We start from the raw sequence: 23,646 nt of genomic DNA on the forward strand, positions 1-23,646 counted from the left end.
CTCAGGCGTGCTTCTTCGCTCGCGCCTTGCTTCCACTCGTTTTGCCGGCAGAGGTTTTGCTTGCGTTCGACTTGGCTTCGTCCACACTGCGCTGGAGTGCGGCAACCAGGTCGACCACTTCGGCGTCGGTGCCTTCCTGATCGACCTCGGCGGCAGGGATGACCTTCTTGCCGCCGTTCTCGATCATCTCGTCGAGCAACTGCCGCAGTTGGAGTTGGTAATCGTCGGTGAACTCGGTCGGATCGAAGTCGCCCGCCATGCTCTCGACGAGCGTCTGTGCCATCTTCAGTTCCTTGACCTTCGGCTTCTCCACGTCGTCGAGCGAAGGGAACTCTGCCGCGCGAACTTCGTCGGGCCACAGCAACGTCTGGATCACGAGGACGCCGTCGCGAGCGCGCATCGCGGCCAGCCGCGTCTTCTGGCGCAGCGTGAAATGCACGAGTGCTGTTCGATCACTCTCGGTAAGCACAGTCGAGAGCAGGACGTACGCCTTCGGCGATGCCGAATCCGGTTCGAGGAAGTAACTCTTCTCGAACAAGATCGGATCGATCTGATCGTTCGGCACAAATTCCAGCACCGGAATCTCGTGCTTCTCGGCGGCCGGGAGCTTGTTGAAGTCCTCGTCGCTCAGGATGACCCGTGATCCGTCCTCCGAGTCGTACGCCTTGTCGATGTCCGCGAACTGAACCGTGTTTCCGCACTCGGAACACACGCGGTTGTACTTGATGCGACCACCGTCTTTTGCATGGACCTGGTGAAATCGGATGTCGTGGTCCTCGGTCGCCGAGTACACCTTGACCGGAACGTTGACCAGACCGAAGGCTATCGAGCCTTTCCAAATCGAGCGCATGTCTCCCATGATGGTCGCCGCCGGCCGTTTGCGCGAGGCAAACGCTCTCGGTTGATCCCGAACCGTTGCGTCCGGGTGGGCAGGTTCGGGGTACAGCGAGCGGGTATCCGCTCCGAGAATCCGACTCGCACACCTGGGGGCCCGCTCCGATGAGTATCCGAACCTACCGTCGACGCGTCACCGCTGCGCAGGTGATTTCACTACTTCCACTGCTGTTCGCACCTTGGCCCGCAACAGCCGATCAGGCACGCACCGTCGCGGTCACCGTTCATTCGGATGCGATGGACCGCGACATACCACTCGAGGTGATCCTTCCCGCCGACACCAGCGCCCCACGCCCGACGCTGTATCTGCTCAACGGCGCCGGTGGTGGCGAGGACAGTGCAACGTGGGAAGGACGGACGGATGTCCTGGAGTTCTTCGCCGACAAAAACGTCAATGTCGTGACGCCTTTGGAAGGAGCGTTCAGCTACTACACCGACTGGCAGAAAGACGATCCCGCACTCGGACGCAACAAGTGGCAGACATTTCTCACCCGCGAACTACCGCCGGTGATCGACGCGCAGTTCGGCACCAACGGGGTCAACTCCATCGCGGCGATCTCGATGACGGCGACCTCGGTTCTCAACCTCGCGATTGCGGCGCCGGGGCTCTACCGCAGTGTCGGTGCCTACAGCGGATGCGCGGAGACCTCCACCCAGCCAGGGCAGGACTACGTGCGGCTGGTAGTCGGCGCGCGGGGAGGCGCTGATCCGACAAACATGTGGGGACCGTTCGACGGTCCGGGATGGCGCGAGAACGATCCCGTCGTGAACGCGGAGAAACTGCGAGGAACCGAACTGTACGTCTCCACCGGTTCCGGGCTGCCAGGTCCACACGAAAACCTTCAGGCACCCGATGTGAACGGAAATCCCGGAGCGCTCCTGAATCAGATCATCGTCGGCGGCATCATCGAATCCGCGGTCAACGGGTGCACGCACGGATTGGCGGACCGACTGAACGCTCTGGGCATCCCCGCGACCTTCGACTTCAAGCCGACCGGAACGCACTCGTGGGGTTACTGGCAGGACGACCTGCACAATTCCTGGCCGATGATCGCCAGTTCGATGGGCGCGCAGTAGTCGGTGCAGATTGCTCACCGCAGAAACGGCGCGCGCATCAACGTCTTTCGGACGTGCCACGGTGATGTCCGGAACAGTGTTGCCATCACCTTCGCCGTCGCGGACGCGTCCCGCCGATCGGACAGGTAGGACCGCTGAGCCTCGACCGGTAGATCGAAGAACTTGTCGAAGAATGTCGCGACCTCAGTCGGGTCGAGGGTGAGAAGTGCGTTCAGGCCAACGCGGCGAAGGGCGGACACCGCCCTGGCCGAGCGTGGCCAGAGTGCCGCGTTCGGATACCCATCGTCGGCGATTGCTTTCGCGACAGCGTCTGCCTCGGCGAGTGAGGAGGCAACGCTGTATCCAGTTCCCGGATGCATCAGACCGCCTCGCCCGCCGAACCGGAGGATGCCGTCCGGTGAGGATCCCCTTGGGCCTTCGACCGCAAAACGGACTCGCTCGACCGGCGCGTCGTCGGGGACTTCGCAGCCCCGATTGTGAAGTCGGGTGCGCAGACGTGCTTCGAGTTCGCGGAGCCCCAACGCCGGCCGGCCGACGAGGCAGGTCTCTTCGAGGAGGACTCTGTCGTCGTCGAGTGGGACCGCATAGAGGAACGACGAGGCGTCGGCGTCGGAAGTGCCGTTGTCTCTTCGCCAGTCCATGAACCAGGCTTCGTTGCCGCCCAGAATCGGAGCTGCCAGGGCGCGGTCCACGATCAGTCCGAAGGCGGTCTGCTGCGCGGTTGTCACCGTCAGATCGGTGCCTCTGGCGTCGACGACGATGGATCCCGTCAGCTGCGATCCGTCCACGCACACGACGGTAGTGGGGGACAGTGTTTGAGCGCGCAATGCTCTGAACTGCATGGAAGCACCAGAGAGAAATGATTGCAGCAATGATGTATTCAATACGCAATATGCGCGATCAAGCGTTTTCTGTCCGTTGGTCCACACGCTCGGACGTTGAATCCGGCTCGCGATCACCTGGTCCGGCAGCCACGACGGCAACTCGTCCGCCCATGCCGAATACGTCGGAGTCCACATCCGGCGGGGGTGTGGATCGACGACTACGACGGTGAGTTGCCTGGCGAGACAGCGGGTGGCAAGCGCCCGCCCCGCCGGGCCTCCGCCGACGATCACGACGTCCGCGGAGGAACCGTGTGTCTTCATGAGCGGCGTCTTCGTGTGCCCGCGAGCTACATCGATCCCGTTGCGAGCAGCCCGCCGTCGACCCGCACGGTTTCGCCGGTGATCCACGCCGCCGCGTCGGAGACGAGGAAGCCGACCAGGCCGGCAACGTCTGCGGGGGTGCCGAGTCGTTTCATCGGGTAGCCCGCCGACGCCTTGTCCTCGCCGGCAGCGACCAGGGCTGCCGCGAACTGAGTCTTGACGATCCCCGGAGCTACGGCATTGACACGAATGTTCGGTCCCAGTTGCCAGGCCAGTTCTTCCGTCAAACGGATGAGCGCAGCCTTCGACGCGCCGTATGCCGCGATGACGCCCGTCGATCGGATCCCCGCCACACTGGCCAGGTTCACGACGGCTCCACCGTGTTCGCCCATCCACGCCCGATGCGCTTGTTGGACGTAACCGAGGGCGGCAACCACATTCACGTCGAAGATCTTGCGCACAGCGTCGAGGTCCGCCTCCATGAGCGAACCGAAGACCGGATTGATCCCGGTGTTGTTGACCAGAATGTCGAGCGAACCGAACTCGGAGACGGCGCGGTCGACGGCGCCGGAGCGGGCTTCTGTATCGGCAGCGTTGCCCGCGAATGCGACGACCTTTCCGCCGTGTCCCAGGGCGGACAGTTCTGTTGCGGCGGCTTCGAGGGGCTCCGGCTTGCGGGCGGTGATCAAGACGTCGGCGCCGCGCGAGAGGAGCTCGGCGGCGACAGCTTTGCCGATTCCGCGACTTGCGCCGGTGACGATGGCGGCGCGGCCTTCGAGGTCGCGAGTACGAGTGCTGTTTTCGCTAGTCATGTCCCGAACGTTAGCGGACTCACACGCTGCTGGTCGGAACGACCGTCAGGTCACGGTAAAATCGATAGTTCTTGTGTCTGAAGTCAGGCATTGTTTACCCGTATTCGTCGTTTTTCCTGAGGAGTTTGCTTGATTACCGCCACTGACCTCGAAGTTCGTGCCGGTGTCCGCACCCTTCTCACGGCTCCCGGGCCCTCGCTGCGCATCCAGCCGGGCGACCGGATCGGACTCGTCGGACGTAACGGAGCCGGAAAGACGACCACACTGCGCATCCTGGCCGGTGAAGGTGAGGCATACGCGGGAAGCGTCGTACGCACCGGTGAACTCGGATACCTCCCTCAGGACCCCAAGGAGGGTGACCTGAGCATCCTCGCCAAGGACCGGGTGCTCTCCGCGCGAGGTCTCGACACGATGCTTCGCGAGATGGAGAAGCAGCAGATCCTGATGGGCGAGGTGCTCGATCAGGAATCCCAGGATCGCGCCGTCAAGAAGTACGGCCAGCTCGAGGACCGGTTCTCGGCCCTCGGCGGATACGAAGCCGAGAGTGAAGCCGCACGTATCACCAGCAGCCTCGGCCTTGAAGACCGTATCCTCGGGCAGCCGCTCAGCACGCTGTCCGGTGGTCAGCGTCGTCGCGTCGAATTGGCGCGAATCCTCTTCGCCGCCTCCGACGGCAGCGGTGCCCGCTCGGACACGACACTGCTCCTCGACGAGCCCACCAACCACCTCGACGCCGACTCCATCACCTGGCTGCGTGGATTCCTCCAGAACCACGAGGGTGGACTGGTGGTCATCAGCCACGACGTCGACCTGCTCAACGACGTCGTCAACCGCGTGTGGTTCCTCGATGCCGTCCGCGGTGAGGCCGACGTCTACAACATGAACTGGAAGAAGTACCTCGACGCGCGCGCCACGGACGAGCAGCGTCGTCGTCGCGAGCGCGCCAACGCCGAGAAGAAGGCCGGTGCGCTGAGGATTCAGGCTGCGAAGATGGGCGCAAAGGCAACCAAGGCCGTCGCCGCGCAGAACATGGCGAAGCGAGCCGACAAGTTGATGGCGAACCTCGATGCCGAACGCGTCTCGGACAAGGTGGCGCGGATTCGTTTCCCCGAACCCGCAGCGTGTGGCAAGACTCCGCTGATGGGCAAGAACCTCACCAAGGTGTACGGCTCGCTCGAGATCTTCACCGGTGTTGATCTCGCGATCGATCGTGGGTCGCGTGTTGTCATTCTCGGACTCAACGGTGCGGGTAAGACCACACTTCTCCGCATCCTCGCGGGCGCGGAGAAGGCGGACGCGGGTGAGCTGATTTCCGGTCACGGACTAAAGGTCGGATACTTCGCTCAGGAGCACGACACCCTCGACGACGACGCGTCCGTGTGGGAGAACATCCGCCACGCCGCGCCGGATACGGGGGAGCAGGAACTGCGGTCGCTGCTCGGTGCCTTCATGTTCACCGGCCCGCAGCTCGAGCAGCCGGCCGGAACGCTCTCGGGTGGTGAGAAGACGCGTCTGGCTCTGGCCGGCCTGGTGTCTTCGGCTGCCAATGTTCTGCTTCTCGACGAGCCCACCAACAACCTGGACCCGATCTCACGCGAGCAGGTGCTCGACGCGCTCCGCAGCTACACCGGCGCCGTCGTCCTGGTCACTCACGATCCGGGCGCTGCCGAGGCACTCAACCCCGAGCGCGTCATCCTCCTGCCCGACGGCAACGAGGACCACTGGTCGCAGGAGTACCTCGAGCTGATCCAGCTCGCCTAACCCCCTGTGAGTGGTTAGGTAGTCCCCGCACTCCCTAACCACTCACAGGGGCGAAGCCCCTCAATCCCGTCGCCGCACCGATTCTTCGACCAGGTCGAGAACAGCCGAAAGGTTGTCGACGCCGTGGCCGGAGGCGATTCTCGCGACCAGGCCGTCCATCACCAGATCCAGATACCCGATCAGGATTTCGGTGGGAACGTCGTCACGGAGCCGGCCCGCCGATTTCTGTCGGGCGAGGCGCGCACTGGTCGCTTCCGTCAGTTCTGCGGAGCGCTGCGACCATTTCTCACGGAAATCGGCGTCGTTGCGCAGTCGACGCGCTATCTCCAGTCGCGTTCCCAGCCAATCGAATTGATCGGGCTGCGCGAGCATGTCCCGCATGACCTGGACGAGGCCCTCTTCGGCGACGACATCTGCCATCCGGCTCGCATCCTCGCTGGCAAGCGCGAGGAACAAGCCGTCCTTGTCCTTGAAGTGATGAAAGATCGCTCCCCGGGACAAACCGGTGACTTCTTCGAGACGGCGAACTGTGGCGCCGTCGTAGCCGTATTCCGCAAAGCAGCGGCGGGCGCCGTCAAGGATCTGACTGCGCCGTGCCGCGAGATGGTCTTCACTGACCTTGGGCACGTTGTTGTCCTCGTCTCGCGCTTTCTTCGTGCTCTGAACGCACGTGGCGGACTCAGCACCTCGCTGAGTCCGCCACGTGGGTTAGAGCAGGGCTCGGTTGACTAGCCCCGGATCATGTTGCGAAGCACGTACTGCAGGATGCCACCGTTGCGGTAGTAATCCGCTTCGCCGGGGGTATCGATGCGTACGACTGCGTCGAACACGACCTTCTCGCCGTTCTCGCGCGTCGCCGTGACCTTCATGGTCTTCGGGGTGACGCCCTCGTTGAGCTTCTCGACGCCTTCGATGTCGAAGGTCTCGGTGCCGTCGAGCTTGAGCGAACCTGCGGACTCGCCGACCGGGAACTGCAGCGGGACAACGCCCATGCCGATGAGGTTGGAGCGGTGGATGCGCTCGAACGACTCGGTGATGACGGCCTTGACGCCGAGCAGGCTGGTGCCCTTGGCTGCCCAGTCACGCGAGGATCCGGAGCCATACTCCTTGCCGCCCAGGACGACCAGCGGGATGCCGGCTGCCTGGTAGTTCTGCGACGCGTCGTAGATGAATGCCTGCGGTGCGCCTTCCTGCGTGAAGTCGCGGGTGTAACCACCGGAGACGTCGTCGAGGAGCTGGTTGCGCAGGCGGATGTTCGCGAATGTTCCGCGAATCATGACCTCGTGGTTACCGCGACGCGAGCCGAGCGAGTTGTAATCCGCACGCTCGACGCCGTGAGAGTCGAGGTACTGCGCAGCGGGGGTACCGACCTTGATCGGACCTGCCGGGCTGATGTGGTCGGTGGTGACCGAGTCGCCGAGCAGCGCGAGGACGCGGGCGCCCTTGATGTCCTTGACCGGAGCCGGATCCATCGTCATGCCGTCGAAGTAGGGTGGCTTCCGCACGTAGGTGGAGTTCACGTCCCACTCGAAGGTGTCACCCTCCGGGGTTTCGAGGTTCTGCCAGCGGTGATCGCCCGCGAAGATGGTTGCGTACGACTTGCGGAACATGTCCTGGTCGATCGAGGACTTGATGGTCTCTTCGATCTCCTGCGTGGACGGCCAGATGTCCTTGAGGTAGACGGGGTTTCCGTCGGTGTCGTTACCGAGCGAGTCGGTCTCGAAGTCGAAGTCCATGGTTCCCGCGAGGCCGTAGGCAATCACGAGCGGCGGGGAAGCCAAGTAGTTCATCTTGACGTCGGGGGAGATACGTCCCTCGAAGTTACGGTTACCCGAGAGCACCGCGGTGACCGAGAGGTCGTTGTCGTTGATCGCCTTGGAGACTGCCTCGGGCAGCGGTCCGGTGTTACCGATGCATGTGGTGCAGCCGTAACCGCCGAGGTAGTAGCCGAGCTTCTCGAGGTACGGCCACAGGCCGGCCTTCTCGTAGTAATCGGTGACGACCTGCGAACCGGGAGCCATGTTGGTCTTCACCCACGGCTTGGTGGCAAGGCCCTTTTCGACGGCGTTGCGTGCGAGCAGTGCAGCGCCGAGCATGACTGACGGGTTGGACGTGTTGGTGCAGGACGTGATGCCGGCAACAACGACGGCACCGTGGTCGAGAACGAACTCACCCGCGTCGGACTTGACGACAACCGGCTTGCTCGGACGGCCTTCTGCACCGTTGGCAGCGGAGAGAACGTCGACCGCTCCGTCGTCGGCAAACGACAGAACTGCGGGGTCGGAAGCCGGGAAGGATTCCTCGACTGCCTCGTCGAGCTGGGTGTGCTCGGTCGGGTAGTTCTCTTCCACGTAGTTGTGGATGTCCTTGCGGAACGCAGTCTTGGACTCCGACAACAGGATTCGGTCCTGCGGGCGCTTCGGGCCGGCGATCGAGGGAACAACGGTTCCCAGATCCAGCTCGATGTACTCCGAGAAGACGGGTTCCTTGTCGGGGTTGTGCCACAGGCCCTGTTCCTTGGCGTACGCCTCGACGAGAGCGAGCTGCTCGTCGCTGCGGCCAGTGAGGCGCAGGTAGTTGATCGTCTCTTCGTCGATCGGGAAGATCGCTGCGGTGGAACCGAATTCGGGGCTCATGTTGCCCAGCGTTGCGCGGTTCGCCAGCGGAACCTCGGCGACGCCCTTGCCGTAGAACTCGACGAACTTGCCGACGACTCCGTGCTTACGGAGCATCTCGGTTGCGGTCAGCACGACGTCGGTCGCGGTGACGCCGGGCTTGATCTCACCGGAGAGCTTGAAGCCGACGACGCGGGGGATCAGCATGGAGACGGGCTGGCCGAGCATTGCTGCCTCGGCCTCGATGCCGCCGACGCCCCAGCCGAGCACGCCGAGGCCGTTGACCATCGTGGTGTGCGAGTCGGTGCCGACGCAGGTGTCGGGGTAGGCCTGGCCGTTACGGGACATGACGGTGGGAGCCAGGTACTCGATGTTGACCTGGTGAACGATTCCCATTCCCGGGGGGACGACCTTGAAGTCGTCGAATGCGCCCTGGCCCCAACGGAGGAACTGGTAACGCTCGCCGTTGCGCTCGTATTCGAGATCGACGTTGCGCTCGAGTGCGTCAGCCTGGCCGAAGACGTCGAGGATGACCGAGTGGTCGATGACCATGTCGGCGGGGGAGAGTGGGTTGACCTTGTTCGGGTCGCCGCCGAGGGTGGTGACGGCCTCACGCATGGTGGCGAGGTCGACGATGCAAGGAACGCCGGTGAAGTCCTGCATGATCACGCGGGCCGGCGTGAACTGGATTTCGATGCTCGGCTCAGCTGAGGGATCCCAGCTCGAGATGGCGCGGATGTGATCCGCGGTGATGTTGGCACCGTCTTCGGTGCGGAGAAGGTTCTCGGCGAGAACCTTCAAGGAATAGGGCAATTTCTCGGTGCCGGGGACGGCCGAGAGGCGGAAGATCTCGTAAGAGTTCTCACCGACCTCGAGGGTTCCCTTGGCTCCGAATGAATCGATACTGGTGCTCACGTCTGCTCCACTCGTCTATGAGGGTCGCTACCGACGGGGCTGTGTCGGCAGCTGAAGCGAGGTACTTCGGCTGGTAGATCCTCCGTAGCTCACGCCAATCGCACAGTTCGCGTGAGAACTGTCCGAACATCGGAGCTGCAGTAGAAACTGTCCTGACCGGTGGTACCTCTCGGTCCAAGTCTAACAGTACGCTTGTCCTGTGAGAATTCAGGGCAAGTTGACCGAAACAATCTTCGTGCAGACTGCGGGCCTGCGCAACGCAGGCTTGGCTGGGTGACCGCACCCACAGTTCCTGCTCGGGCGGCACGCGCGGCGGTTGTGTGTGACGCCGGGTGGCAGGCGACCTGAAGTAGGGTGCATGCAGGCCCGTCGCGGGTCGGCCGCCGAAAAACGACCTCGGACCAACTCCCCGCATCTCAGCGGTGGACGGAATCCGAACAGCACCCGGATGAGAGATGTCTGCTCCTACCAATCACGCTTTCGCGCCTGTACACGTGAAGTCCCCGTCGCACGCCGCTGTTCCATCGGACGTCGATCTCGACGACGTACTCGCGGATCTCTCGACGGACGGCGTCTCCGCCCCCGAGTCAGAAGTTGCGGGGCTGACCGCGGTGGTGACCGACGCTCGCGAACGTGGTGTCGACTTGAGTGTCGTTGTCGTCGATGCGAATCCCGGCCGCCCGTCCGATCTTCGAGACCTGGCCACGACGGTCGGCGAAACCGAAGGCGGAACGGTCCTTGTTCTGAGCCCGAACTGGATGGGCAGCTACAGCGACTCGATCTCTCGCGTGCAACTCGAAACTGCGCAAGACCGATCTCTCGGTGAGAGTGCGAGTGTGACCGCGGGCCGTTTCTCGCACGAGATCGTGGCGCCGGGTCCGCCGTGGACGCTTTACACGGTTCTCGTCATCGCCGTGGTGGCGGTAATTGCCGGAATTACCTTTGCCATCAAGTGGCGGCGACTTCCGGAAAGCACGCAAACCAGACATATCGCTTCTGCTTCAGAGATTGCGACATCTTCCGACCACCGGGCCGATTCCGTCTGACCTTGGTCCTTTTGCAAGATTTTCAGTAACTCGTCGAAAACAGGTACTCACCGCTGTTTGCGGTGAGTACCTGCCCTTTTTGGTGCCTGCATGCCATTCGACCAGCTCAAATACCGATTGTGTTATTTGTGGCTAAAGTTTCCAAAGAACGCTTGAGTGTCGTACGGTACAACTGGCACTTTTTGGGGAAGAAGTGTCGCAGACAGGCTGATGTTGTTCGACGCGTACTTGTCGGTTGCCTTGTTCTCGAGGTATCGGCGGTGGCGTTCTTACGGCACGTCCAGGTCGACGAGCAGCTCTCGGGCTGCAGGCGACCGGTGCTTGGTCTGCGCATTCCCTCCCCGCACGGATCGCGACCCAGCGGGACGTGGCGTTACACGCGAGGGAGAGTTATTTGTGAGGCAAGTAACACGTGGCGGCCAGTCCCGTCGTGGTCCTTCCCGTAAGTCGATGCGCCTGGCGCAACTGGTCATCGGATTCGGCGTCGTCGGATCCCTGATCGTCGGAACGCCCGCCATGTCCTCGGCCGTACCGCCGCCGCCACCGAATCCGAGTGACTCGGACATCGCCGCGGCCGATTCGCAGGTCTCGTCGAGCGTCGGCACCGTAAGCGCGCTCATCAATCAAGTCGCATCAGCCAACGAACAGTTGTCGGCGCTCGACAACGAAGTCGCGATCAAACGTGAAGACGTCAACAAGACTCTCGTGGATCTGCAGAACGCTCGCGGCGCCGCAGACTCCGCAGCGCAGGCCGTCGGAGTCACCAAACAAGCTCTGAAGGACGCATCGGCGCAGATCGAGGTCGCTCAGACGGACTTCGACAAGTACGCACGCTCGAGCTACGTCAAGGGCACGAACACCGCGTCGATCTCGTCGTTCCTCGACGCCAAAGGCCCGGGCGACGTTCTCGACCGTGCCCAGGTCCTCAAACTTCTCGCCAATACACAGAGCACAGTGCTCGACGGTCTCCAACGAGCACGTACCGAGCAGGCGAACAAGGACTCCGCCACCCGCCAGGCAAAGCAGCAGGCCGACGCCGCAGCCGAGGTCGCCGCACAACTGAAGGATCTGGCCGAGCAAGCGATTCAGATCGCGCGCAACGCCCTCGATCAGCAGGTAGCCAAGAAGGCCTCGATCGAAGCCGAGCGCAACTCCGCTCAGGCTCAACTCGACGCCGCCCGCAACGCCGTCGCCGGCTTGCAGGGGCAACGCCAGGCGTACGCGACGTGGGACGAACAGCGCCGCGCCGAGGAAGCTCATCAGGCGGCCCTCGAAGCCGCTGCCAAGGAAGCCGCCGCTCAGGCCGCCGCCCGTGCAGCTGCCGACCAGGCCGCCAAGGATCGAGCTGCAGCACTGGCAGCAGCCCAGCGTCCGCACACCGCGGTCGAAGACCCGACTCCGACCGTCATCCCGGACGACGACGACACCTGGACCGACGAAGAAACCGGGACCGACGAAGAAACAGGCACGGACGAAGAGACCGGCACCGACGAGGAAACGGTCACTACACCCAAGCCCACCACGCCCAAGCCGACGACGCCGAAGCCCACCACGCCGAAGCCCACTACACCGAAGCCTTCCGTTACCGGAAGCGCTGCAATCGAATCCATCATCGACCGCGGAATGTCTCAGCTAGGCGTGCAGTACGCCTGGGGCGGCGGCGACGAGAACGGTCCGACGCGAGGCATCCGTGACGGCGGCGTCGCTGACAGTTACGGCGACTTCAACAAAGTCGGGTTCGACTGCTCGGGCTTGATGATCTACGCCTTTGCCGGCATCGGGATCTCGCTGCCGCACTACACCGGCTATCAGTACACCGCGGGCACGCAGGTTCCGTCTTCGGAGATGAAGCGCGGCGACATGATCTTCTACGGCCCCAATGCCAGCCAGCACGTGGCGCTCTACCTCGGTAACGGGCAGATGCTCGAGGCACCACAATCCGGTTCGAGTGTCATGGTCTCCCCGGTTCGCTGGGGCGGAATGACGCCGTACGCCGTCCGACTGGTGTCCTGACCGTCAGAGTAAATTGTCGCGGACGCCCGCTTTGTCAGGAGAAGTATCAAGTTCCCGACGTGGTGTTACGGCATCGAGCGCAACTACCTGGAATAGTTGACGGGGAACACGTTACTGTCGGTACTTTTCTAGGTGAAAGCGATGGATTCTTGGTGACCTCACGTGAAGATTCGGTCGGAACGGTCGACGTAAGCAAGGCGGGCGGAAGTGCGGACGGAGCAGCACCTTCACTGACAGCCGACGTTCAGACCTTGGAACGAGCGATCTACGAGGTCAAGCGAGTCATCGTCGGGCAGGACCGGCTTGTCGAGCGCATTCTCGTCGGTCTCCTGGCCAAGGGCCACGTCCTCCTCGAGGGCGTCCCCGGTGTCGCGAAGACGCTGGCCGTCGAGACTTTCGCGAAGGTCGTCGGCGGTTCCTTCTCTCGCGTGCAGTTCACCCCGGACCTGGTGCCCACCGACCTCATCGGTACGCGCATCTACCGTCAGGGCCGCGAGGAGTTCGACACCGAACTCGGACCAGTCGTCGCGAACTTCGTCCTGGCCGACGAGATCAACCGCGCCCCGGCCAAGGTGCAGTCCGCGCTCCTCGAGGTGATGGCCGAACGTCACGTCTCGATCGGTGGCAAGCGTTACCACATGCCCGATCCTTTCCTGGTGATGGCGACGCAGAACCCCATCGAGAACGAGGGTGTCTATCCGCTCCCCGAAGCGCAGCGCGACCGCTTCCTGTTCAAAATCCTCGTCGACTACCCGACGGTGGAGGAAGAACGCGAAATCGTCTACCGGATGGGTGTCGCAGCCCCGGAGCCGCACCAGATCCTCGGTCCGGAGGAGTTGGTCAGGCTCCAACGCGTCGCCAGCAACGTCTTCGTCCACCACGCGCTCGTCGACTACGTGGTCCGGGTCATCGCCGCCACGCGCACGCCGCGTGAGGTCGGACTCGAGGATGTCGCAGGCTGGATCGCCTACGGTGCCTCACCCCGCGCGACGCTCGGCATTATCGCTGCGTCGCGGGCCCTCGCTCTCGTCCGAGGCCGCGACTACGTCGTGCCGCAGGACGTCATCGAAGTGATCCCGGACGTGTTGCGCCACCGCCTCGTTCTCTCTTACGACGCCATGGCCGACGAGGTGACTCCCGACGCCGTCATCGCCCGGGTACTGCAGACCGTCGGACTGCCGCAGATCGCCGCGCGGCCGGTTCCCACCGTTCCCGGCCCGCCCCAGCCGGGCGCACCGCAAGCACCGCAGTTCAACGCACAGGGCACAGCTAATCCGCAGGGCATGGCCAATCCACAGGGCAACGGCGCGCCGATCGCGACCGCTGAGACGATGAGTCGCCCGCAGTGACCGAAGGCCGCGACGGTGGCCAGGCGACACCCGCCGGATCCACCGGTTCTCCGCCGTCGTTCCGATCCGGCGAACTCAGTGATCCCAAACTCACCGCTGCGCTGCGCACCCTCGAACTGACGGTTCGTCGCCGCCTCGACGGTGTGCTGCACGGCGACCACCTCGGTCTGATTCCTGGACCGGGTTCGGAACCGGGGGACGCTCGTGAATATCAGCCGGGCGACGACGTGCGGCAGATGGATTGGTCCGTCACCGCCCGAACGACGCACCCGCACGTGCGTCAGTCGGTCGCAGATCGTGAGCTCGAGACGTGGCTTGTCATCGACCTGTCCGCAAGTCTCGATTTCGGGACGGCCGGATGCGAGAAGCGCGACCTGGTTGTCGCGGCGGCCGCAGCGATCACCCACCTGACCAGTTCGGGAGGTAATCGCGTGGGCGCCATCATCTCGACGGGCGCACAGACAACACGAATTCCGGCCCGTGGCGGGCGAATTCACGCACAGGCGATGCTTCGCAAGATCGCGACGACCCCGCACGCTCCAGACGGGGTGCGTGGCGATCTGGTCGGTGCGATCGAAGCGCTCAGACGCCCACAGCGTCGGCGCGGACTCGCGGTGGTCATCAGTGACTTCCTCGGGCCGATCGACTGGGAACGCTCGCTGCGCGCCATTTCGGGACGGCACGACGTGCTCGGCGTCGAAGTAGTCGATCCGCGCGACCTCGAACTGCCCGACGTCGGCGACGTGGTGCTCCACGATCCGGAGTCAGGTCGGACGAGAGAATTCTCCACGACGCCGCAACTGCGAGCCGACTTCGCCAGAGTCGCCGCTGAGCACCGCGTCGAGGTCCGACAAGCTCTACGTCGTTGCGGCGCACCGCTGATGTCCCTGCACACCGACAGGGACTGGATCGCCGACGTCGTGAGATTCATCTCGGCACGCCGCCACAGTTATGGTGCCGGCGCCGGAACTGGGGGCGTTCGTTCGTGAGTCTTTCTCAATTCACCGCACCGTGGTGGCTGCTGTTCCTCGCTGTCATCGCCGCGTTGGTCGTCGGTTACGTTTTTGTCCAGAAGCAGCGTGAAAAGCACACACTTCGGTTCACGAACTTCGCGCTACTGGAGAAGGTCGCGCCTTCGCGGCCCGGGCGGTGGCGTCATATTCCGGCGATTCTGATGGTCGTTGCGTTGGTGTTCTTCACCGTCGCGCTCGCCGGTCCGACGGCAGACAAGAAGGTCCCGCGAAACCGCGCCACCGTGATCCTCGTGATCGACGTGTCGCTGTCGATGCAGGCCACCGACGTCGAGCCGACGCGTTTGGCAGCAGCACAGGAAGCAGCTAAGTCGTTTGCCGACGGCTTGACTCCTGGAATCAACCTCGGGTTGGTCGCATTTGCCGGAACAGCTTCGGTTCTGGTGTCGCCCACCACGAATCGTGACGCGACAAAGGTCGCCATCGACAACCTCAAGCTCAGTGAGCGGACGGCGACGGGCGAAGCGATCTTCACCTCGTTGCAGTCGATCGACACGCTGTCGGCTGTTCTCGGTGGTAGCGATCAGGCGCCTCCGGCGCGCATCGTGTTGCTGTCCGACGGTAAGCAGACTGTTCCCGAGAACCCGGATGATCCGCGGGGCGGATTCACCGCTGCCCGTCAAGCCAAGGACAAGGGCGTTCCGATCTCGACCATTTCCTTCGGAACGACATACGGACGCGTCGAGATCGAAGGGGACCGAATCCCCGTCCCGGTCGACGACCCGTCACTGAAGGAGATCGCCAACCTGTCCGGCGGAAGCTTCTTCACGGCATCGAGCCTGGAAGAACTACGCCAGGTGTACGACACGCTCGAAGAGCAGATCGGTTTCGAGACGACTCGAGGCGACGCGAGTCGACCATGGTTGATCCTCGGCGTCGTATTCGCGACCGCTGGTCTGACGATTGCCCTGGTACGCAGGCAGCGTCTGCCTTGATCGAGAGCAGTTCCGAATTGTCCAAATACCGCTGGTACGCGGCCCGCAGAGAATTGATAGGTTGATCGCCATGTCTACCCCTCCCACGACAGTGGTTTCCGAACGGACCGTCACCACACCGCGCTCGGTGCTCGTCACCGGCGGCAACCGCGGAATCGGCTTGGCCGTCGCTCAGCGACTCGCTGCAGACGGTCACAAGGTAGCCGTCACGCATCGCGGTTCCGGTGTACCTGAAGGTTTGTTCGGCGTTGTCTGCGACGTCACCGACACCGAGTCGATCGACCGGGCGTTCAAAGAGGTCGAGGCGCACCAGGGCCCGGTCGAGGTCATCGTCGCCAATGCCGGCGTCACCGACGACACCCTGATCATGCGGATGAGCGAAGAGCAGTTCACGAGCGTCGTCGACGCGAATCTGACCGGAACCTTCCGCCTCTCCAAGCGTGCCACCCGTTCGATGCTGCGCGCGCGTTTCGGACGGTTCATCTTCCTCGGCTCGGTGGTGGGTCTGGCAGGACAAGCCGGCCAGGTCAACTACGCCGCGTCCAAGGCGGGCATCGTCGGTATCGCTCGTTCCCTGACAAGGGAACTCGGCTCGCGCTCGATCACCGCCAACGTGGTCGCTCCCGGATTCATCGAGACCGACATGACGGCCGCCCTGGGCGACGCCGTCAAGGACAAGGCCACCGAGTTCATCCCGTTGCAGCGGACCGGAAAGCCGGAAGATGTTGCAGCAGTTGTCAGTTTCCTCGCCTCGGACGATTCGGCATACGTCTCGGGTGCGGTCATCCCCGTCGACGGCGGACTCGGTATGGGGCACTGACCCGCTTTTTCGAACACGCACACCTTTCTCGTACGTCTGAAATCAGGAGGACATCTCATGGGCGGTTTGCTCGAGGGTAAGACCATTCTTGTCACCGGCATCATCACCGATTCGTCGATCGCGTTCCACGTGGCCAAAGTCGCGCAGGAGCAGGGCGCGAAGGTGCTCATCACCGGGTTCGATCGTCTGCGCCTCATCGACCGAATCGCCCAGCGCCTGCCGCAGCCCGTGCCGCCGGCAATCTCGCTCAACGTCCAGAGCTCGGAGGATCTCGCATCTCTCGCCGAGCGTGTTCGCGAGCTGGCTCCCGAGGGTATCGACGGCGTCGTCCATTCGATCGGCTTTGCTCCCCGTTCCTGCCTGGGAAGCCCGTTCATGGACGCGCCGTGGGAAGACGTGGCGGTCGCACTCGAGGTGTCCGCATACTCGTACAGCGCACTGGCCAAGGCGTTGCTGCCGGTGCTCAACGACAACGCGTCCATCGTCGGTATGGACTTCGATCCGGCGCGCGCTATGCCGTTCTACAACTGGATGGGTGTCTCCAAGGCGACGCTCGAGGCCGTGAACCGCTACGTCGCCAAAGAGGTCGGCGTTCGTGGCATCCGCTCGAACCTGGTGTCCTCCGGCCCGATCAAGACCCTGGCTGCCAAGGCCATTGCCGGTGACAGCACCGGTCCGGGCGCGGAGTTGGACAAACTGAACACCGCATGGGACGGCGCTGCGCCCATCGGCTGGGACGTCGACGATCGCGAGCCGGTCGCCAAGACCGTCTGCACCGTCCTCTCGGATTGGTTGCCCGGCACGACCGCGTCGATCATCTACGTCGACGGCGGCTTCCACGCGATGGTCGGCCAGTAGCACCACTTCTACTACGCAGGTGAGTACCCGGGTGACCCCCGCCGAACGGCATCGCGCAAGATTGAACTCATGACCGCAAGTATGGACATGCAGTTCGATGCTCTTCTCGTTTTGTCGTTCGGCGGTCCCGAAAAACCCGAAGACGTACGACCCTTCCTCGAAAACGTCACGCGCGGTAGGGGAGTGCCACCGGAACGGCTTGACGCCGTCGTCGAGCACTACATGCATTTCGGTGGGGTTTCACCGATCAACGCGCTCAACCGAGACCTGATCGACCGGGTCGAAGGTGAGCTGGCAGCAGCCGGCATGGAGTTGCCCGTGTACTTCGGCAACCGCAACTGGCACCCGATGGTCGAAGACACCGTTGCCAAGATGCGCGAGGACGGTGTCCGCAACGCCGCCGTGTTCGCCACGTCGGCATGGGGCGGTTACTCCGGGTGTCGGCAGTACCACGAGGACATCGCTCGTGCCCGTGAGGCGGTCGGTGACGGCGCACCGACGCTGACAAAACTTCGCCAGTATTACGACCATCCGCTGGTCGTCGGCGCATTCGCCGACGGGGTCCGAGCTGCCCGCGCAGAGTTGCCCGAATCGACTCGCGATGCCGCGCGCCTGGTGTTCACGGCGCATTCGGTACCGATTGCCGCGGACCGCAATGCGGGTCCGCCGACGGAGGGCGGAAACCTGTACAGCCGACAGGTTGCCGAGGCTGCGAAGCTTGTTGCCGAAGCCGTCGGCGTCGAAGATTTTGATCTGGTGTGGCAGTCACGATCAGGCCCGCCACAGGTTCCGTGGCTGGACCCTGACATCTGTGATCATCTGGACACGTTGTCCGCCAAGGACGTTCGCGCCGTGATCGTGTGCCCCGTCGGCTTCGTCTCCGATCACCTCGAAGTGGTGTGGGACCTGGACACCGAGGCCAAGGACAAGGCAGCCGAACTCGGGATGGATTTCGTTCGCGCAGCGACACCCGGCCGCGATCAGCGTTTTGCGCAACTGGTGCCCACGCTCGTCCAGGAACTGGCCGAGGCCGAGCAACCACTGCGACTGGGGGTCGAGCCGCTGCTCGGCTCGACCACCAACGGACTCTCCTGCGCAGTGAACTGCTGCGCGGCCGTTCAGCGCCCCCGCTGACGGCCCGACGCTCAGGTGTTCGGCTGCTTGAGCTTTCCGCAGGGCCCCGGAACGGTGGACGTGCTGCGCGAGGTGAGGAGCGTCTCGACGATCTGTCGGTCTTCCGGGCTCAGTGACGGGTCGATGTAGTTGAGCGTCGGCGCTCCCAGTTCGCGGACTCGCCCGGCGAGGGTCGCGACAAACGAGACTCGTTCCTCGTCGTCGTCGTTGACGTCGTGGATCTGCAGAACCGACACCGGAAACTTGCGCAGCGTCACTGGCAGGAAGCGGGCGCTCAACACGTGGTCGACGTTGAATCCGGCCCACTGCCCCTGGTTGGCTTCCACGCATTCGGCATCGGAGTGAATTGCGCTCTCGCCGATGTACTTACGGGCCGGCAGCATCTTCTTCGGTGCAAGTTCGGATGCGCCTTGCTGAAGGACGGGAAAGTCGCCGTCCGAGTACAACCATGGTTGGTTGGCCATCGAGATCAAGCGGCCGGCGTCCAGATCCGGGAGATAGCGGGACTTGAGGAGAAACGCGACGCTGTCGACCGAGATGCCCAACAGTTCGGCAGCCTTCTGTCGGCTCATCGCAAACGTCGGGGCATTCTTCGGGGCGATCTGGATCAAATTGACCATGCGAACTCCTGTAAGTGTTCAATTGTTGCGGGCTTGGTACAGCTGACATGACAATTCGCCGATTATCAACCTCTAGCTGATTTCCGACTTGTAGATGAGTTGGTTGTCACCATCCGAGTTCGCGCAACCGGGGATCCCCGATCCCGAAGTGGTGGCCGATCTCGTGGATCACGGTTCGGCGAACCTGCTCGATCACCTCGTCTTCGGTGCTGCAGATCGCACAGATAGCCCTGCGGTAGATCGTGATGCGGTCCGGGAGGACACCGGCGTATGTGGTGGTTCTCTTGGTCAGTGGGATGCCCTGGTACAGGCCGAGTAGCCCCGGTCGTCCCCCTTCGAGTTGAACCGTCACCGCGACATTGGCCATCTCCGCACCCAATTTCGGCGGCAGACTGTCGAGCGCCCGTTTGACCATGTCCTCGAACTGACTGTCGTCCACGTCGATCATCTGCCCATTGTGCGTTCGAGGGTGGGATTCGGGTGTGTCCATGTGGAAACAGTGCAGCTTACGGCTATGTTTATGGCGTGGCCGAAGACCTCTATCACCGTTACGAATTCACATTCATCGTTCAGATGCTGACAGTCTCGCAAGAGCAGGCGATCGAAGAGAGCTTGGGCGGAAGAGTCGAGGATCGACGTGGGTTGCAGTTGCTGACGCTCACCTCGGAGGGCATGCGCGCAGCGACGACGGCTATCACCGTGGTCGATCAGTTGGTGACCGCGGGTGTGCGCCCACAACGGACACATCCCGATTTGGTGTCACGCCAGGACATTGCCGACCGCGCGGGCGTGACTCGGCAAGCTGTCGGACAGTGGGTGCGAGGGGTCCGGCAGGCCGCTACTCCGTTCCCGATTCCGTACAACTCGGTGGCCGGTGGGATCTGGTTCTGGGGAGATGTCCTGGATTGGTTGCGCCGTCAGGGGTACAGCCAGGACACCGGCCTGCGCTACCCGACGCTGGACGAACATATTCGAATCGACCGCCACATCGCGATCAATCACAAGTCTGTGCGTTGACCAGGCAAACTGTTTTCCTGAAAATAGCTATTGAACAACAGGCGGTAGGTATTAAGTCCCTAAATACCTCAATCAATCTATCGGTGCGTCCGTCCGGCTCTGGGGGGAGCGGGTTTGCCGAGAACGCCGGAACTTCGTGCTCAAGCTCTGATCGACACGCTGTTGGCCGAAGCAACACGGGCGATGCGGACGACGTCCCACAGTCGTCGCAGCAGGTCTTCACGCGTCTGCGCGGTGGATACACTCGGTGCCTGATTGGTCCCGGCCGACGCGGCGACGGCAAGAATCGCCGCTACGTTGTCGGCGGTGTCGATCACCTGCAGATGCCGCGGTGACAGCGTCGACGGCCAGCGGTAGTCGGCCTGCGCCTGCAGTGCTTCGGCGACCAGAGTGCGCGCGTCGCTTCCGGGCATTCCCGTGGCAACGGTCGGAAGCCCGCCGAGGATCTCCGCTGCATCCCGAACAGCTTGGCGCAGTTCGTATTCGGCTTCGCGGAGTCCGATCGTTTCGGCGCTGCCCGCCACAGTCGGGATGGAGAAGACCGTCCACCGCAAGACGTCGGGGCCTTCCTTCGACGGCACGAGGCCGACTCCCGGTTTGCCGACGGCGCCGATTTGTATCCCTTCACCCGCTGTGATCGCAGCGCGGGCGAACTCAGTCCCTGTGGGCAGGCCTCGAACGTCGCCGGCCGTGGGAAGGACCAGGCGGACTTCGGCAGCCTCCGAGCGTGCGATTCTCAGCAGCGTGGAGACACCGGATGCCGTAACTCCTGGCCACTCGAGATCGTGGCGGACTGCGGTTTCCGCATCGGCGGCCCCGATCAGGTGCATCGGTGCCCACGCGGCAAGGGCGTCGATGACGTCGTCCGGCGCAGCGTCGCCGGCGAGCCATGACGCTGCCCACACGGTGAGGGTTGCGCTGGGAGAACTCATGACCGTGAAGTTTAGTTCGGCGTGGCGACATGCGCGGCCCCGGCGTTGTGACCTAGCGTGATCCGGCGTGAGCGGTGGCAACGGATACGGTGACATTTTTGCGGGTCATACCCGTAAACAGAAGCGCGTGACGCCCGAAGTGGCGGCCGAACGCGATCTAGTCGTCGAGGATGCGGCGACGGGATTCTGCGGGGCGGTAGTCAGTTTCGAGCGCACGTACGACGGCGATTTCGTGCGGCTCGAGGACGGGCGCTCCCGGACGCGGTTGTTCGCGATGCGCGAGGCGGCTTTCCTCATCGACGGCTCACCGGTCACCCTCGTCCGGCCCGCGCCCAAGCCCGCGTCCACCAAGCCCGCACGGTCGGCTTCGGGTTCGACGCGAGTCGAAGGCTTGCGTGCCCGGACGGCGCTGCCCAGCCGGATCTGGGTGGAGGGAGTGCACGACGCCGCCCTCGTCGAGCGAGTGTGGGGTCACGACCTTCGCGTTGAAGGTGTTGTCGTCGAACATCTCGAAGGACTCGACAATCTGGGGGAGCGGCTTGCCGAATTCGGTCCAGGTCCCGGCCGCCGCGTCGGGGTCCTGGTCGACCACCTGGTCACCGGTTCCAAGGAAACCCAACTGACTCAGGGCCTCGGCCCGAACGTGCTGGTGACCGGTCACCCGTACATCGACGTCTGGGAGGCAGTGCGCCCCAAATCCGTCGGTATCGCAGCCTGGCCGAAGATTCCGCGCGGCGAGGATTGGAAGACGGGAATCTGCCGCGCATTGGGTTGGGGGACCCCTCAGGAGGGCTGGCGACGGGTCTACAACTCGGTGGAGAGCTTCCGCGATCTGGAACCTCCGTTGATCGGCGCCGTCGAACAACTTGTCGATTTCGTTACCGAGCCGAACTGACGTAGCGGCGGCCTGGGTCACACATTCTGGTTAGATGGTGTTGTGGCTGCACTTATTTGGCTGATCGGAGCACTTGTGCTCGCCGGGGCCGAGGCGTTGGTGGGGGATTTCTTCCTGTTGATGCTCGCCGGTGGGGCACTCGCTACTGCCGGTGTCAGTGCTGTCACCGACTTCCCGGTGTGGGTCGACGCCGTCATGTTCGGAGTTTTCTCCGCCGCCCTCGTCCTGGGTGTGCGACCGATCATGTTGCGTCGCTTCGGTAGTCCGCCGCCGACCCCGACCGGAATTCAGGCACTCGAAGGTAAGCACGCTCTGGTTCTGGAAGAAGTGGGCGAGCATTCCGGGCAGGTCAAGTTGAACGGCGAGGTGTGGAGTGCCAGGCCGTACGACACCACCGAGGTGTACCCGCCGGGCACCAAGGTGACGGTGATGGAAATCAACGGCGCAACAGCAGTCGTCTGGAGGGGACCTTAATGGCAGCACTCATAGTGCTCGGTGTGTTGGTGCTATTCGTGATCTTGGTGGTCGCGAAGTCGGTGGCACTGGTACCGCAGGCAGAAGCCGCGGTCATCGAACGGCTCGGCAGATATTCGAAGACGGTGTCCGGTCAGCTCACGTTCTTGATCCCGTTCGCCGATCGCGTGCGCGCCAAGGTGGATCTTCGCGAGCGGGTGGTCTCCTTCCCGCCGCAACCGGTGATCACCCAGGACAACCTGACACTGTCCATCGACACGGTGGTGTACTTCCAGGTCACCAATCCGCAAGCTGCGGTGTACGAGATCAGCAACTACATCGCTGCCGTCGAGCAGTTGGCAACTACGACGCTGCGAAATGTCGTCGGCGGTATGACCCTCGAAGAGACGCTGACCTCGCGTGATTCCATCAACGGTCAGCTTCGCGGTGTCCTGGACGAGGCGACCGGTCGCTGGGGCCTGCGAGTGGCCCGTGTCGAGCTCAAGAGTATCGATCCGCCGCCCTCGATCCAGGAGTCGATGGAGAAGCAGATGAAGGCGGACCGTGAAAAGCGCGCCATGATTTTGACGGCTGAAGGTCACCGTGAGTCCGCCATCAAGACCGCCGAGGGCGCAAAGCAGAGTCAGATTCTTTCTGCCGAGGGCAACAAGCAGGCCTCGATCCTGAACGCCGAGGGTGAGCGTCAGTCTCAGATCCTTCGCGCTCAAGGTGACCGCGCGGCCAAGTACTTGCAGGCCCAAGGCGAGGCCAAGGCCATCGAGAAGGTCTTCGCCGCCATCAAGTCCGGCAAACCGACTCCGGAATTGCTTGCATACCAGTACCTTCAGACGTTGCCGCAGATGGCTCAGGGCGATGCAAACAAGGTGTGGCTCGTACCCAGCGACTTCGGTGACGCACTGAAGGGATTTGCGAAAACACTTGGCGCGCAGGGGCAGGACGGTGTTTTCCGTTACGAGCCGCCGGCCGCCGAAGAGAATCTTCCCAAACCTGAGGATGATTCAGCTGAGGTAGCAGAGTGGTTCGAGACAAAATCCGACCCGGCCATCGCGGAAGCAGTTCGCGCCGCTGAAGTTGCTGCGCGTACACCCGTCGAAGACCCGGCAGCTGCGGTCAGGCACCGCCGTGAAAGTGCGCCCGATCAGCCTGGATTCGTAGATCCCGCGCTGCCGCAGCAGGGTGAAAATCCTTGGCCCGGTCAGCTACCGCTGCCGTCCGAGCGTGAAGAATTCCAGCAGAAGTACCCATATCAGGGTCAGCCGCCGGAGGGCGGCCAGCGCCAGTAGGTTCTTCTGGTAATCGGGAC

22 protein-coding genes are annotated in these 23,646 nt (G+C 63.2%); 14 read left to right on the forward strand and 8 right to left on the reverse strand.

Going from position 1 to position 23,646, the window contains the following annotated elements; all coding sequences use genetic code 11:
- Position 1: 1 nt before the first annotated feature.
- Complete coding sequence (ku, locus tag QM716_RS13955; RefSeq protein ID WP_502942038.1) at positions 2-850, reverse strand: non-homologous end joining protein Ku; 849 nt, start codon at positions 848-850, stop codon at positions 2-4.
- Positions 851-999: 149 nt separating this feature from the next.
- Between ku and QM716_RS13960 the strand changes: the two genes are divergently transcribed.
- Complete coding sequence (locus QM716_RS13960) at positions 1,000-1,971, forward strand: alpha/beta hydrolase (RefSeq protein ID WP_283304669.1); 972 nt, start codon at positions 1,000-1,002, stop codon at positions 1,969-1,971.
- Between the two features lie 14 nt (positions 1,972-1,985).
- Here the strand turns inward: QM716_RS13960 and QM716_RS13965 are convergent, their stop codons facing one another.
- Both QM716_RS13965 and QM716_RS13970 read right to left on the reverse strand, forming a co-directional pair.
- On the reverse strand, positions 1,986-3,116 hold the full coding sequence (locus tag QM716_RS13965) for a lycopene cyclase family protein (RefSeq protein ID WP_283304670.1): 1,131 nt from the start codon (positions 3,114-3,116) through the stop codon (positions 1,986-1,988).
- 26 nt (positions 3,117-3,142) lie between these two features.
- Entirely contained in the window at positions 3,143-3,928 is a 786-nt protein-coding gene (locus QM716_RS13970; RefSeq protein WP_283304671.1) for an SDR family oxidoreductase, read from the reverse strand.
- Between the two features lie 129 nt (positions 3,929-4,057).
- On the opposite strand from QM716_RS13970, the gene QM716_RS13975 reads away from it, so the two are divergent.
- Positions 4,058-5,689: an ABC-F family ATP-binding cassette domain-containing protein gene (locus QM716_RS13975; protein ID WP_283304672.1), complete on the forward strand. Its 1,632-nt coding sequence runs from the start codon at positions 4,058-4,060 to the stop codon at positions 5,687-5,689.
- 60 nt (positions 5,690-5,749) lie between these two features.
- On the opposite strand, the gene QM716_RS13980 is transcribed toward QM716_RS13975, so the two are convergent.
- Both QM716_RS13980 and acnA read right to left on the reverse strand, forming a co-directional pair.
- Positions 5,750-6,316, reverse strand: a complete 567-nt coding sequence (locus QM716_RS13980; RefSeq protein WP_214886600.1) for a TetR/AcrR family transcriptional regulator — start codon at positions 6,314-6,316, stop codon at positions 5,750-5,752.
- A gap of 101 nt (positions 6,317-6,417) precedes the next feature.
- Complete coding sequence (acnA, locus tag QM716_RS13985) at positions 6,418-9,219, reverse strand: aconitate hydratase AcnA (RefSeq protein ID WP_283304673.1); 2,802 nt, start codon at positions 9,217-9,219, stop codon at positions 6,418-6,420.
- 455 nt (positions 9,220-9,674) lie between these two features.
- Here acnA and QM716_RS13990 point away from each other — a divergent pair, with 455 nt between their 5' ends.
- From QM716_RS13990 to QM716_RS14025, 8 genes are all read left to right on the forward strand, one after another.
- Positions 9,675-10,265 carry an Rv1476 family membrane protein gene (locus tag QM716_RS13990; protein ID WP_283304674.1) on the forward strand — a complete coding sequence of 197 codons (591 nt, stop codon included), beginning with the start codon at positions 9,675-9,677 and terminating at the stop codon, positions 10,263-10,265.
- Positions 10,266-10,715: 450 nt separating this feature from the next.
- The gene (locus QM716_RS13995) at positions 10,716-12,278 is read left to right on the forward strand and encodes an NlpC/P60 family protein (RefSeq protein ID WP_283304837.1); all 1,563 of its coding nucleotides are present in this window, start codon (positions 10,716-10,718) and stop codon (positions 12,276-12,278) included.
- A gap of 152 nt (positions 12,279-12,430) precedes the next feature.
- Positions 12,431-13,627: an AAA family ATPase gene (locus QM716_RS14000; RefSeq protein ID WP_502942039.1), complete on the forward strand. Its 1,197-nt coding sequence runs from the start codon at positions 12,431-12,433 to the stop codon at positions 13,625-13,627.
- Positions 13,624-14,616 carry a DUF58 domain-containing protein gene (locus QM716_RS14005; RefSeq protein ID WP_283304675.1) on the forward strand — a complete coding sequence of 331 codons (993 nt, stop codon included), beginning with the start codon at positions 13,624-13,626 and terminating at the stop codon, positions 14,614-14,616. The genes QM716_RS14000 and QM716_RS14005 overlap by 4 nt, the downstream gene beginning before the upstream one ends.
- Positions 14,613-15,593 (forward strand): VWA domain-containing protein, encoded by a 981-nt coding sequence (locus tag QM716_RS14010; protein WP_283304676.1) that lies wholly within the window; start codon positions 14,613-14,615, stop codon positions 15,591-15,593. Before QM716_RS14005 ends, QM716_RS14010 begins: the two co-directional genes overlap by 4 nt.
- A gap of 70 nt (positions 15,594-15,663) precedes the next feature.
- Positions 15,664-16,413, forward strand: a complete 750-nt coding sequence (fabG1, locus tag QM716_RS14015) for a 3-oxoacyl-ACP reductase FabG1 (RefSeq protein WP_283304677.1) — start codon at positions 15,664-15,666, stop codon at positions 16,411-16,413.
- 57 nt (positions 16,414-16,470) lie between these two features.
- Positions 16,471-17,271 carry an NADH-dependent enoyl-ACP reductase InhA gene (gene inhA, locus QM716_RS14020; RefSeq protein WP_283304678.1) on the forward strand — a complete coding sequence of 267 codons (801 nt, stop codon included), beginning with the start codon at positions 16,471-16,473 and terminating at the stop codon, positions 17,269-17,271.
- Between the two features lie 81 nt (positions 17,272-17,352).
- Positions 17,353-18,405: a ferrochelatase gene (locus QM716_RS14025; protein ID WP_502942052.1), complete on the forward strand. Its 1,053-nt coding sequence runs from the start codon at positions 17,353-17,355 to the stop codon at positions 18,403-18,405.
- A gap of 11 nt (positions 18,406-18,416) precedes the next feature.
- Here the strand turns inward: QM716_RS14025 and QM716_RS14030 are convergent, their stop codons facing one another.
- Positions 18,417-19,025, reverse strand: a complete 609-nt coding sequence (locus QM716_RS14030) for a transcriptional regulator (protein WP_283304680.1) — start codon at positions 19,023-19,025, stop codon at positions 18,417-18,419.
- Positions 19,026-19,131: 106 nt separating this feature from the next.
- Positions 19,132-19,473, reverse strand: coding sequence for a metallopeptidase family protein (locus QM716_RS14035; protein WP_003944783.1), 342 nt, complete (start codon positions 19,471-19,473; stop codon positions 19,132-19,134).
- A 77-nt stretch (positions 19,474-19,550) separates the two neighbouring features.
- On the opposite strand from QM716_RS14035, the gene QM716_RS14040 reads away from it, so the two are divergent.
- Complete coding sequence (locus QM716_RS14040; protein WP_283304681.1) at positions 19,551-20,042, forward strand: hypothetical protein; 492 nt, start codon at positions 19,551-19,553, stop codon at positions 20,040-20,042.
- Positions 20,043-20,182: 140 nt separating this feature from the next.
- Here the strand turns inward: QM716_RS14040 and QM716_RS14045 are convergent, their stop codons facing one another.
- Positions 20,183-20,974, reverse strand: coding sequence for an Rv1486c family protein (locus QM716_RS14045; RefSeq protein WP_283304682.1), 792 nt, complete (start codon positions 20,972-20,974; stop codon positions 20,183-20,185).
- Positions 20,975-21,041: 67 nt separating this feature from the next.
- Here QM716_RS14045 and QM716_RS14050 point away from each other — a divergent pair, with 67 nt between their 5' ends.
- From QM716_RS14050 to QM716_RS14060, 3 genes are read left to right on the forward strand one after another with little or no spacing between them, the layout of a single operon-like run.
- Entirely contained in the window at positions 21,042-21,869 is an 828-nt protein-coding gene (locus QM716_RS14050; RefSeq protein ID WP_283304683.1) for a DUF3097 domain-containing protein, read from the forward strand.
- Positions 21,870-21,911: 42 nt separating this feature from the next.
- A complete protein-coding gene (locus QM716_RS14055) occupies positions 21,912-22,343 on the forward strand; it encodes an NfeD family protein (protein ID WP_283304684.1) in 432 nt (143 codons plus the stop codon).
- A complete protein-coding gene (locus QM716_RS14060) occupies positions 22,343-23,626 on the forward strand; it encodes an SPFH domain-containing protein (protein ID WP_283304685.1) in 1,284 nt (427 codons plus the stop codon). The genes QM716_RS14055 and QM716_RS14060 overlap by 1 nt, the downstream gene beginning before the upstream one ends.
- Positions 23,627-23,646 lie beyond the last annotated feature (20 nt).

The sequence above is a fragment of the Rhodococcus sp. IEGM 1409 genome, assembly GCF_030056735.1.
Classification (GTDB): Bacteria; Actinomycetota; Actinomycetes; order Mycobacteriales; family Mycobacteriaceae; genus Rhodococcus_F.